11 protein-coding genes and 1 pseudogene are annotated in these 12,531 nt (G+C 41.0%); 1 reads left to right on the top strand and 11 read right to left on the bottom strand.

Annotated elements, in window-relative coordinates; translation table 11 throughout:
- Nucleotide 1 precedes the first annotated feature (1 nt).
- Nucleotides 2-1,123, top strand: a complete 1,122-nt coding sequence (locus CDOM16189_RS05675) for an ABC transporter permease (protein ID WP_170000839.1) — start codon at nt 2-4, stop codon at nt 1,121-1,123.
- A gap of 199 nt (nt 1,124-1,322) precedes the next feature.
- Here CDOM16189_RS05675 and CDOM16189_RS05670 read toward each other — a convergent pair whose 3' ends face one another.
- From CDOM16189_RS05670 to CDOM16189_RS05620, 11 genes and pseudogenes are all read right to left on the bottom strand, one after another.
- Entirely contained in the window at nt 1,323-2,429 is a 1,107-nt protein-coding gene (locus CDOM16189_RS05670) for an NnrS family protein (protein WP_170000838.1), read from the bottom strand.
- Entirely contained in the window at nt 2,422-3,111 is a 690-nt protein-coding gene (locus CDOM16189_RS05665) for an ABC transporter ATP-binding protein (RefSeq protein ID WP_170000837.1), read from the bottom strand. The genes CDOM16189_RS05670 and CDOM16189_RS05665 overlap by 8 nt, the downstream gene beginning before the upstream one ends.
- A gap of 9 nt (nt 3,112-3,120) precedes the next feature.
- The gene (locus tag CDOM16189_RS05660) at nt 3,121-3,918 is read right to left on the bottom strand and encodes an ABC transporter permease (protein WP_170000836.1); all 798 of its coding nucleotides are present in this window, start codon (nt 3,916-3,918) and stop codon (nt 3,121-3,123) included.
- Complete coding sequence (locus CDOM16189_RS05655; RefSeq protein WP_170000835.1) at nt 3,915-4,877, bottom strand: ABC transporter substrate-binding protein; 963 nt, start codon at nt 4,875-4,877, stop codon at nt 3,915-3,917. Before CDOM16189_RS05655 ends, CDOM16189_RS05660 begins: the two co-directional genes overlap by 4 nt.
- Before the next feature lie 77 nt (nt 4,878-4,954).
- Entirely contained in the window at nt 4,955-6,802 is a 1,848-nt protein-coding gene (locus CDOM16189_RS05650) for a TonB-dependent receptor domain-containing protein (protein ID WP_170000834.1), read from the bottom strand.
- 213 nt (nt 6,803-7,015) lie between these two features.
- Nucleotides 7,016-7,594: a complement resistance protein TraT gene (traT, locus tag CDOM16189_RS05645; RefSeq protein WP_170000833.1), complete on the bottom strand. Its 579-nt coding sequence runs from the start codon at nt 7,592-7,594 to the stop codon at nt 7,016-7,018.
- 123 nt (nt 7,595-7,717) lie between these two features.
- Nucleotides 7,718-8,278, bottom strand: a complete 561-nt coding sequence (gene fdh3B / locus CDOM16189_RS05640; protein ID WP_169975562.1) for a formate dehydrogenase FDH3 subunit beta — start codon at nt 8,276-8,278, stop codon at nt 7,718-7,720.
- Nucleotides 8,279-8,288: 10 nt separating this feature from the next.
- A complete protein-coding gene (locus CDOM16189_RS05635) occupies nt 8,289-10,913 on the bottom strand; it encodes a formate dehydrogenase subunit alpha (RefSeq protein WP_502707255.1) in 2,625 nt (874 codons plus the stop codon).
- A 108-nt stretch (nt 10,914-11,021) separates the two neighbouring features.
- A pseudogene (locus tag CDOM16189_RS10070) lies at nt 11,022-11,234 on the bottom strand (twin-arginine translocation signal domain-containing protein); the annotation flags it as partial.
- A gap of 11 nt (nt 11,235-11,245) precedes the next feature.
- Nucleotides 11,246-11,455 carry a Tat pathway signal protein gene (locus tag CDOM16189_RS05625; protein ID WP_169975556.1) on the bottom strand — a complete coding sequence of 70 codons (210 nt, stop codon included), beginning with the start codon at nt 11,453-11,455 and terminating at the stop codon, nt 11,246-11,248.
- A 345-nt stretch (nt 11,456-11,800) separates the two neighbouring features.
- Nucleotides 11,801-12,523, bottom strand: a complete 723-nt coding sequence (locus tag CDOM16189_RS05620) for a thioredoxin domain-containing protein (protein ID WP_169975554.1) — start codon at nt 12,521-12,523, stop codon at nt 11,801-11,803.
- Between the last annotated feature and the right edge of the window lie 8 nt (nt 12,524-12,531).

Genomic DNA, 12,531 nt, shown 5'->3' with positions numbered 1-12,531 from the left:
TATGAAATTTATCTCTCTTTCTCGCACTTTAGCTATGATCATCAAAGAATTTCGCCAAATCTTAAGAGATAAGGGCACGCTAGCGATGATAGTTATGATGCCGCTTATGCTTATGCTTCTTTTTGGCTACGCGATAAACACGGACCCAAGACATCTGCCTACCGCAGTCGTGCTAAATAGCGGCGGAGAGCTCACGCGCTCTTTGATAGCGGCGATGAATAACACGCGATATTTTGACGTTAAAATCGTAACTTCAAGCATAGATGAGGCTCAAAGCCTAATGCAAGGCGGCAAGGTGCAGTTTATCGTGCATTTCCCGCCGAATTTGCAGCGAGATCTTGTGCGAGAAGATACCCCAAAGCTTCTCATCTCCGTAGATGCGACCGATCCTGCCGCGCAAAGCGTAGCGCCCCATGCTTTGCAAATAGCCTTTAGCGAGGCTTTAAAAAGAGATAAATTCGCATTTGAAGCTAAGAGGGCGGAATTTGAGCTAAGAACGCACTCAAGGTATAACCCCGAGCTACTTACGCGCTATCAGATTATCCCGGGGCTCATGGGCGTGCTGCTAACGCTTACTACGATACTGATGACTAGCATCTCGGTAACTAAAGAGCATGAGCGAGGCACGATGGAAAATCTGCTCGCCACTCCGCTTCGCCCGCTTGAGGTTATGATAGGTAAAATTTTGCCCTATCTTTTTATAGCTTATCTGCAAGTTTGCATACTTTTACTCATAGCTAGAGTTTTATTCGCACTGCCCGAGATTAGCGACTTTACTTCGCTTTTTGCCGCTTGCACGCTGCTAATGCTTGCAAATTTAGGCATAGGATTTACATTTAGCACTCTGGCTAAAAATCAGCTTCAAGCCATGCAGATGACTTACTTTTTCTTTCTGCCGTCGCTACTTTTATCGGGGTATCTCTTTCCTTTTTACGGGATGCCCGCTTGGGCGCAGGCTGTGGGCGAAATTTTCCCTATAACGCACTTTTTGCGTATGGTTAGGGGAATTTGGCTTAAGGGGTCTGATTTAAGCGATTTTAGCTACGATATACTGGCTCTTACGGCGTTTTTAGCATTTAGCGTTACGCTGTCGCTGTTTAGATATAAAAGGACACTTGATTAGATTAAAGCCCGAATTTGGGCTTTAAATCATTTTTCTACGGCAAGCTTTAGGCTAACTTCAGTTTCGCTCCAAGTTTTACCTGCGTGAAGGGCCTTGCACATCTACTACTTTAGCCATTATCGGCTCTTTTTTCAATATCTCTATACTCTTTGCAAAAACGGCAAATTTATCGCTTTTAGTCGATTTAAACTCAAATTTCTTACTCAGGATCGTCGCTAAATTCGTTATTTTTAAAAATTTTATAAAAATCAACAAACCATAAAACAAAAGCGATTACGATCAAAGTAGCCGGCAGATGTATATAAAATCCACTCCAAGCATAGGCAAAAAACCCTCTAAAAATTCCCGCGGTCACGACCAAAACAAAAGCTATCTTGCTAAGAAGCAAAAACTCAAGCTCTTGCCCGCTATGACGAAGCCCTGCGATATTAAAGATAAGCATAATGCTAAATATCATGCCGTTAAGCGCAAGGATGTGAAGCATGTTTGCCTCAAGTCCAAGACCCAAAATTCCGCTTATGCCAAAGATAGCGTAAGCAGCCGCCATAAGAAGCTGCATAAGGTAGTAAAAAACGATGAAATTATGCCTTAAAAGCTCTTTATAATGCCACTCCTTAAGCTTGGCAAACACCGCAGCACCGCAAGCTAACGCCACATAACTTATCGCGCCGCTTGATTCAAAAAACACGCTTAAAATCAAAAACACACAAACGCAACAAATGGCGATATTTTTATAGACCAAATTTGGAACAAACACAGCCTCATCCATATCGCTTTCGCGCTTTATCGCCTCGCGTCCAAGCACCATACTAACGCGAAATGATATGAGCAAAATCGCGATGATATGCAGATGAATTTGCAAATTTAAAAACTTCTCTTCACCGCTTAAAAGATAGCAAATTTCAAAGAGCAAAATTCCAAGCAAAAAGCCCATAACCCCGAATTGATCGTCGTTTTTATCAAGCCAGATCATATAAGCGCAAAGCATCACCAAATACGCCCAAAAAATCGCCATAAAAAGATGAGCAAACCACAAATTTACGAGTGAGGCAAAGAAACTAAGAGCAAAAATTCCAAACAAAATATAAGCATGAATTTTAAGCGATTTAGTAAAATTCGTCCAGTCCGTAAGTCCCGTGAGCAAAAATCCCGCATAAGCAAGAGCACCTACAAGGTGTAAAAATATAAATTTATGAAGGCTTATAAAATCAACCGGCGCAAAAAATACAGCCCCGCCAAGTGCCGCACAAATCGCGCTTGAAAGGAAAAATATCCGCATAGGATAAGTAAAAAAATCATTAATCATAGTAAATTTTCCCCTTGAAATTCTCGTTTATCACGGTGTTTAAGTAATCAAAATTCCTATCTTCAAAGCGCTTTTCAAGCTTTAGCTTGCGCTCGATGACAGCACCCTTGCTCTCAAGGAAGCAAATTTCATCACTCATCTTAGCCGCCTCCATCCTGTCATGCGTCACAAGCACTACGCTCATGCCGTTTTTCACGCGGTTTGCGATCATCTCCATCAAAATTTCTTTCATGTCATAATCCAGCCCCGAAAATGGCTCATCCATCAAAAGTAAATCAGGCTGAGTAACGATAGCGCGCACAAAGGCGACTCTTTGGCGCATTCCGCCGCTTAATTCATCGGGATATTTTCTAGCGTCCTTTTTGCCAAGACCAAGCCTTTCAAAGTAGCTAAACACTAGACTTTCATCGGGCTTATCCATAACTAAAAGCACGTTTTCAAGCGCGTTTTTCCACTCTAAGAGGCGGTTTTCTTGAAAAAGATAGGTCGTGCGGGCAAATTTGTTGATTATGCGCCCTTTTCTTGGCTCTATGATACCGGAAATTAGCCTAAGTATCGTAGTCTTACCGCACCCGCTTGCGCCAAAAAGAGTTATAACTTCGCCGCTTTTAACATCTAGGCTAAAATTTCTCACTACCTTATCGCGCAAAATTTCATATTCTACATTTTTAAGTTCCAGCATTATCGCTCCTTAGCGCTTCCAAGGCATGAGCGCTATCTTTAAAGGCTCGATGATTAGGTATTCAAAAAGCATGATAAGCGTGATAACAAGCACCACGTAAGCCATCACCTCGGTCGTATCAAGCATAACACGCGCACTTGCTATCTTTGCGCCCATTCCTTCATTTGCTCCCAAAAGCTCCGCCATAATGACTATCTTAACGCCCATCGCCACAGCCACACTCAAAGAGCTTATGATATATCCCGTAAGATGCGGGATGTAAAGGTGGCGAATTTTCCTAACAAGTCCCAAATGATATGCGTCAAACATCTCCTTTAGCTCTTCGCTAACGCTCATCATGCCAACCGCCGAGCTTGCAAACGTTAGCGGCAAAACAGTTATGATGATAGTAAAGATAGTGCTAAAATTTCCAAATCCGAACCAAAATATCGCCATCACTATCCAAATGATAGGCGGCATAGCCAAAAGTACGGTTATAAGCGGCTTTAAAAGCGCGGCAAAGCTATTATAAGCGCCGGCAATAAGCCCAAGCGTGATGCCGATAACGCAAGCCGTGCCGACACCCACAAGCGACCTAAAGAGCGTTATGTTGATCTCACTTGCCTTGTATTCAAGCAGAAGCGAATAAGCCTTAAGAAAGACGACCTTTGGAGCAGGCAGCATAAATTCGCCGAATTTCTCGCTACCAAGTTGCCAAAGAGCGATCAAAAGACATATCGTGGCAAATCCGCTAAATCCGCCCCAAAGATAATCAACCACGCGGTTTATCACCGCGCGATCCTTTTTAACGTTATCGATTAAAATCATAAAAATAGGCTCTTATCAGGCATTTTTCCGCCTAAAATTTTTGGATTTAGCTCAAACAACACTTCAAAAAAGCTCATCAGCTCATCAGCCAAATCGCTTGCTTTAGTTACGGTTAAATTTGAGCGCTCAAATGCGTTTGCAAGAGCGGGTTCCGGTGCAGGCAGATACTGAGCGCCGATCTTAGCGGCACTTTGCTTGTTTTGCAAGATCCACTTAAGAGCGTTTTGTAAGTCGTTATGAAATACCTCAAAAACCTCTCTGTTAGCGTTATAATAATCCAAACTCACTATAAGACCCGCTTGCGGGATATATGGCTTCACGCCAAAGCTCTCGCCCCAAATTTCAGGCAGTTCAAAGCCCACGCTTACATCCACGCCCATCTTTTTGCCCTTAAGTATGGCAGCCGAGCTCATAGGCTCGATGGATAGTGCAGCGTCATAGTCCTTTTGTAAAAACAGTCCAACCGACTCAGGCGGAGTTTGCACGTAAGTGATGTCGATCTTTGAGATGTCTATGCCGCGCTTTTTGCAAATGGCGCGAAAGACGAGATCGGGCATATCGTTTTTAAAAGGCATGATGAGCTTTTTACCGACTAAATCCTCTATGCTTTTTATACTTGCGTCTTTAACAAGGACGTTTTGAAGTCCGTTTGTCATGATGTTTAGCATGCCAAATTTTATGCCTTGGTTGACTAAATTTACGCCCACGTTACTAGGTGCGGCGGTTAGCTTCATATCTCCGCTTGCCACACCCGCGCGAAGCTGGTCAGGGTTGCTCCAAATTCTCAATTTCATATCGTGAGTTTTATTAAGCTCGCCTTGCATAGTCGCAACCGCAAGCATAGTGCTTGGGATGGCAGGCATTCCCCAGATATCAAACCTCTCTTTTGCAAACAAATCCGGGGCTAATGCAGTTACTCCAAGAGCTGCGCCTAAACCTAAGAAATTTCGTCTTTTCATCTTTTATCCTTTGTGTTGATCTAAATTTTTAACTAAAATAAAGTCGTAAAAGCAAAGTATCGCGAGACTAGCTTTTATCAAAAACTTGAGTGAAAACTCACAAACACCGTTCTGCCTGGAGCATTCACTCTCCTTGGATCAAGAGCTGCGACATGATCGCCGCTTATAAACTCCGCATACTCTTTATCAAAGATATTATTTACGCCAAATCTTAAGCCGAATTTATTTCTAAACTCAACCGCACCGTAAATGTCTATGAGCGTAAACGCTTTTGCTTCTTTGCTGTCTATGCCAAGTCCTGTGCTTTTATCAAAATCGCCTCTGTTTTGCTTTGCCACATATCTAAGCGCACTGCCTAAACTAAAGCTTCCAAAGCTTGCGTAGCTCTTGTAATCAGCTGCTAAATTCGCTTCAAACGGACGAATTTGATAAAGGGCTCTGCCGTCTGTTTTGTTTTGTCCGTAGTTGTAAAAAAGCGCCGCTTTTAAGCCAAAATTTTGTAAGAAGTTATAGCTTGCGCTTAAATTTGCGCTGTAAATTTGCGCATCCACATTGCGCGAGATAACGGCGTTTTTGTTCATCGGCATAGCTGCTTTTGAGTGCCTGCGATCATAGATGATGAGATCTTTTACGTCGCTTGTAATAAGATGAGCTTTGACAGCGAAACTATCCTCGCCCTGCTTTGAGCTTAGATACTCTTTGAAAAACTCGCTTTTATACTCAAGTCCCAAATTCACGCGGTTGTGGCGCTCGGGTTTTAAAAAAGGATTTGATATCCAGCCGTTATCAAGCGGTCCGTAAAGGGTGTTAAAGCGCTCCATATTTGAAGGCATCCTGCTAATGCTCTCAAGTGCCGCGTAGTAAAGATCCTTTTCATTCGGGCTAAATTCGTATTTCAGGCTCGCGCTTAAAGCCTTATGCTTGATGTCGCCGTCTAAATTTTCGCCGTAAATTGACTTAACCAGCCCTTTTATCGTTGAAATTTGAGGCATAGGCGCTGAGTATGCGTTGTTCGCCGCACGCAAATTCGAGCTCATCCACTCGTAGTTAAGCGCCAAATTTAGCTTGTTTGCTTCGTTAAATTTATAAGATATCTCGTCAAACACTCTCACGCTTTGGTTTTTAACATCACCGAAGCGGTATCCGTTAAACACCCATTTGCCACCCACAAATCCATATCTTTTGCCCTCATGCAAATCACGCTGATAGCTAGTGCCTATCATGTTGTGAAAATTGCCAAAATCAGCGTCATAGCTAAGCTTAGCATCAAAAATTTTCCTCTCTACTTCGACTTTTACTTTTTGAGCCGAATTTCTTAGCTCGTAGTTGTTTGCGTTGCGGTTGATATCTCTTAGCATAAGCTCTAAATTTAGCGTATTAGCAAGGCTTTCTTCGCCAAATCTCGCGTTAAATTTAGCTATCTTGCGCTCGGTTTTAACCGCATCTGTCGGGTTGTGAGGCTCTTTTTCGTTTTCTATGTTATCACGCAAAAAAGTAAAACGAAATTCGCTTATATCGTTTGGCACAAAGCCTACTATAGCGCTTTGTCCTTGTCTTGAGTAGCCAAAATCAACTTCCTTGCCTCCGCCGTCTTTGTAACGGTTGCCCTTTGAAAAATTTGCGTTTAAGATGGTGTAGAAATTTGCAGCGCGGTATTTAAAAAGAGCCGAGCTATAAAAATCCCTACCGTAAAATCCGCCTGAAACGTGAAATTTATCCATCGAATCATCAAGCAGATCGGTCACGAAAAAATAATCATCTCTATTTGTTCGCTCAAACTGATGTGCAGGAAATGCGCCCTGAGCGATGTTTGGCATATATGGCTTAGGCGGCGCGAAATCTTTCAGCGGCGCGATATTGTCAGGATTTGCGCCGTTTGCAAAGAGTAAGCCCGCTAACGCGGCGCAACTTAAAACTACTCTCATCTTATATCCTTTTTGTGTGAAATTTATAAAAAATTTGATTTCTTTTAATTTTGATTAAGTATATCATTATTAAGCAGTTAAAGATATTGATATATATCAACTCTAAAATATATATCAAAAACAAATTTGAAATTTAGCTCGATAAATTATAAGCATGGTTTGAAAAGATAAAGGTTTGTAAAGAGAGCCTATACGCCCTCTCTACAAACAAAATTAATAAAAGAAGTTGATTATCTGAGTAGCTATCTTATCTTCTACAAAAGGCATGATGTAGCTTGGAGAATATACGTTTTTATCGCTTTGCACATCAAGTATGGTGCGCTGTTCGCGCTCTTTTGTAGTGATTGAGACGCTAACGGTTGCTTTATAGATGTAGTGGCGAGTGTTGTAGTAATCATCATAAAAAGGATCGCCAAACACTATGCCAACACCGGCTGAGCTCCTGCGTCCAAATGAGCCAAAGCCGTAGCCTAAATTTATAAAGACATTCGGATCTTTTCGCTCCACTCTCTCAAGCATCATAAAATCCCCAAGTATAACTATATCGGCGCGCTTTTTATCAGCTACCGGCACAAAGCCTTTGTTTACAAATTTCTTTTTGACCGTCTCTTCAAGAGTGTTTTGATGGCCTGATGAGTTTTTAAAATTTATAAAAACTGTTCTATTTGCATCTAAATTTGTGATAAACACAGGCGCACTTGAGTTTAGATATAGCTTTGGAGTGCTATTTGTGCTGCAAGCCGCAAAGAAAAAAGCCATAAACAAAAGGAGTAAAATTTGAAGATACCTCATCGCAAATCCTTTTTATCTGATTTTAGACAAATTATAACTCGCTGCGATTAATGAAAGATAAAATGAAAGCTAAATTTTAGAGGATAAAAAGAGAAGAAAAAGGGGCGAATTTGCCCCTTAAATTTAGATAGAAAAGCCTGTATTGCGAAGTGTGACACGTTTGCGATACACGTTTGCAACTTCGGTTGCATCTCCAACCAAAAGAGCATTTGTCGCACAAACAGCCGCACACATAGGCACTTTACCCTCTGCGATACGGTTTTGTCCGTATAGTTCGCGCTCATCATGTGAATTTGTAGGAGCAGGACCGCCTGCACACATTGTACATTTATCCATCTCGCCTTTGATACCAAACGCTCCGTCTCTTGGAAACTGCGGCGCACCAAACGGACATGCATACAAGCAGTATCCGCAGCCGATACATTTGTTTTTATCGTGAAGAACGATACCGTCCTCACGGATATAAAAGCAATCCACAGGACAAACCTGCTCGCAAGGAGCGTCGGTGCAGTGTTGGCATGCAATAGTTGTTGAAACCTCTTTGCCTTCAACGCCGTCGTATAGCGTGATAACCTTACGGCGATATACACCTACAGGAACTTCATGAGCAGAAGAGCAAGCAACTTGACATCCAAAACAACTTATACATCTATCGTTATCTACGAAAAATTTCATTCTTGCCATTACCTACTCCTTACTTCGCTATTTCATCTAAGAAATTGGTTTTAAAGCCCATATCATCAGCTTTTTCCAATCTACACAAGCCTGCGTTATACTCTGAAATTTGAGTTACCGGATCAAATCCGTAGTTTGTTATGGTATTTGAGCTTTCTCCTGTCGTATAAGGCTTAGTTCCCTCAGGATAGCGGTGACTTAGATCAACACCTTGCATCACGCCCGCAAAGTTATAAGGCAAACAAATTCTATCAGGCGTAACGCTATGATTGTGATAGCATCTTACTTTAATCTTTGTGCCTTGAGGCGAATGAATCCACATCATATCCTTATCTTGGATACCATATTTAAGAGCTAGCTCCGGATTAACATAGGCAAACATCTCAGGCGTAATAGCCGCTAGATATTTACTTGTTCTCTCTAGCATTCCGGCACCGCTCAAGTTTACTAGGCGCATTGAGCTGATAATAGTTGGGAAGTTCTTGCTCCAATCTTGCTCTTGTTGTTCTGATTTAAATTTAACCGCAACACGGAAATTCTTCTTTTGATCATCAATAGCAGGATATTTTTGAACCAAATCCCATCTTGGCGAGTGTAGAGGCTCGCGATGTTTTGGAATTTTATCGATAAATTCCCATACAAATGCACGCGCTCTTGCATTACCAAATGGAGCAACGCCTGCCTCACGGCATTTTTGATTAATAATACCGCTATAATCCATCATCCAGTTGGCACCCATCTTAGATTTTTCTTCCTCTGTTAGAGTGATGCCAAGAACTGTTTCGATATTCTCTTTTGTAATTTGAGGATATCCGCCTTTTACCTTAGAACCCTTTAACTGAACAGCTTCAGAAGCTATTTGACTAACCCCATTATGCTCTAAACCAAAGCGATTTCTAAATCCGCATCCGCCCTCTACATAAGGCTTACTTAGGTCGTAAAGTATTGGTGTTCCAGGATGTTGCTTATCCCAACATGGCCACGGCAAGCTGTAATACTCGCCCTTAACTTCTCCGCCTATACCTATCAAGGTATCAGGGTCGAAATTTTCCCAGTTTTGTTGATGTTTTCTTAAGCGCTCAGGTTGCCATCCTTGAAGGCCGATAGATTGCCCCATTCTAGCAAGCTCTCTTGTAGCATCGTCAGGCCATATAAAGCTATCTTTTACCACCTCAAGATTATCATTCATTCTAAGAGATTTTGTATACTCATCATAAAATCCCCATTTTTTTGCAAATTCAAACATAACCTCTTGGTCTGGCTTACTCTCGTATAGCGGATCTACGACCTTTGTTCTCCATTGCGCAGCACGGTTAGTCGCAACAACTATACCTTCGTTTTCAAACTGAGTCGCAACAGGAAGGATGTAAATTCCATCTTTTCTATCACTAAGAATAGCAACTTCGTTTACAAAAGGCTCTGCTATAACAAGCATATCTAGTTTATCGATAGCCTCTTGAATTTTAGATAGGTGAGCCATAGAGGTAATTCCCGTTCCTTGAACCCAAAGAACTTTTAGCTCGCCGCTTGTAAAGGTATCTTCCTCTTTCAAGACACCTTGCCACCATTTAGATAGCGACCAACCCTTTTCATTTCTCCAGTTTCTATCTTCAGGGTTTTTAGGATCGTGATAGAAGTACTCCTCAAATTTCGTTCCTTTAACAGGAGCACCGCCTTGCTTAGGCTCTTTGGTAGATACCGCAAAGCGTTTTACGAAATCATCAAATTCTACGCCCCAACCTTTACAGAAGTGCTTCCAAGCCGCATCTCCAAGACCATAATATGTAGGAAGAGAATCCGCCAAATTACCCATATCTGTAGCACCTTGAACGTTGTCATGTCCACGAATGATTTGACATCCGCCGCCAGATTTTCCTGCGTTACCAAGCACTAATTGAAGAATAGGGAAAATTCTCGTATTAGAGCTACCTATTGAGTGTTGTGTAAGTCCCAAAGACCAAGCAACAGCGGCAGGCTTTGTAGTAGCAAAGATTCTAGTTACCTGGATTAGCTGATCAGCCGGCACTCCCGTAACGTCTTCAACAACCTCAGGTGTCCAGTGCTCTGCCTCTTTACGGATTTCATCCATTCCGTAAGTTCTATCGCCTATATACTCTTTATCTTCCCATCCGTTTTTAAATATAAGATGTAGCATACCGTAAGCAAATGCTATATCGGTTCCAGGTCTTACTCTCACATAGTGATCAGCTTTAGCAGCTGTTTTAGTAAAGATCGGATCAACAACTATTAATTTTGCATTATTTCTATCTTTAGCTTGAAGGAAGTGCTTCATGCCTCCAACAGGGTTTGCAACGGCAGAATTTGCTCCTACAACCATAATAGCCTTAGAATTCGCTGCAATATCTCCAAAGTGGTTTGTCATAGCGCCATAACCCCAAGTATTCGCCGCTCCGGCGACTGATGCGCTGTGTCAAATACGTGCAACGTGATCTATATTGTTTGTGCCCCAAAATGCCGCAAATTTTCTAAAATAGAAAGATTGCTCGTTGCTAAATTTTGCCGAACCTAAAAACTCAACACAGTCAGGTCCATGTTTTTTACGAATTTCAAGCATCTTATCGCCGATTTCGTTAACAGCTGTCTCCCAGCTAATGCGCTCCCATTTGCCGTTAACTTTCTTCATCGGATATTTGATGCGTTGTTTACTCTTTGTAAGATCGATCTGATCGATTCCTTTGCAGCAGTGACTACCTTGTGATATTGGGTGATACATAGCCATATCTTGGCGTATCCAAACCCCATCTTTAACCTCTGCTTCTATACCACAGCCAGCCGAGCAGATCGAACAAATTGTTCTAACCCTCTTTGAGCCCTCAAAAGGATTTTTAATCTCCTCATTGGTGACTCCCCTTATTGTTTCGTTCTTTCCGAAAGCTACAGTGCTACCCGCTCCAAGGGCTGCAAGCTTTAGAAACGAACGTCTTCCTATACGCGCATCATTCATAGTTTTCTCCCTTAATAAGCGATCTTATAGTAATATTCCCACTCTTTGCTCGTTTTATAGAGCACCTCTTTTTTATTTGATTTTCCTACAACTACACCATTGGAGTCTGATTTTAGACTACCACCGGTACTAGCGGTAGCAACTGAAGTAGCAACTACACCTGCTCCAACAGCCCCCATCTTTAGGGATTTTTTAAGAAATTCTCGTCTTAATCCCTCCATTTCCCTCTCCTTTCATTAAAGAATTTAAAAGCAAAATATAACATTCAAATTTGGCATATTTCTATATAAAAATATCTCCAAATAAAAAGCTTTTCGTAGCAAAAGCCCTAAAAAACTTTTTATGCAAATTTAGCATATCTTATAATTATAAATAGTAAAGAAGTTGTATTAAGTATTATTCTTAAAATATATTTAAAAATATAAAAAAATAATTATAGGAATAGAAATAAATTTTAAAAATAGTTTATCGGATGTTTTTATTAAATTTATTGGCAGCTGAAATTGATTTACGATTAAATGGATACAAAGACTTTGAAAAAATCAAAGCCTTATAAATTTAGTTTTTTATTTTTTAAGATCTTCCAGATTGATTATGAACGGTACGCTTCTAACACCTGCAGCAAGATATTTAGTGCGAAGCTCATCCATTTTTTTAACATCATCCTCGCTTACAGCTTTTTGATCTACCGTATAATCAGGCGCAAAGTATTTTCTTAGAGCCTTTATCTTTTCACTATCGCTCTTTGCGGCTGCCGTATCTTTATATACCAAGAAACTCTTTTGAAGAGCTGTTGTATCATGCACTGGAGTTAGTATGATTTGCACATTAGACTCTTTTAAAGTACCCTCTATCTTATCAAGTTCGGCCCTACAGTATGGACACTCTGGATCCGAAAAAACTACTATAGTAGGCTTTTTGCTGTCATTTCCTAAGGAGATGATATTTTTCTTATCCTCTTTATTATAAACTGCGGCTAAATTTTTAACAGTTATCTTTTGTTGGAAATCTCTAGAGTATGATTTGTGCTCTTTTAGATCGAAAATTTCAGGAAATAAAAAATCACCTTTTGTAAATACTACATCATGCTGAGAGTTTTTGCCATCACTTATAGTTACGGTAACTACCTCTATATCTGATTTATCAGATACTTTTTGGCGATCGCTTACTGTAATACTTACGCCTTGTTTTCCGCCTATCATAGCGTTATAAAAATCCTTTATCTGATCATCGCTCGCACCAAAAACCGCACTAGCAGCAACCAAAGAAGTTACAACAATTTTTTTCATTTTTTACC

Source organism: Campylobacter sp. RM16189, from assembly GCF_012978815.1.
Taxonomy (GTDB): Bacteria; Campylobacterota; Campylobacteria; order Campylobacterales; family Campylobacteraceae; genus Campylobacter_A.
The sequence above is the reverse complement of the archived record's forward strand: the minus strand, read 5'-3'. Positions and strand labels throughout refer to the sequence as shown.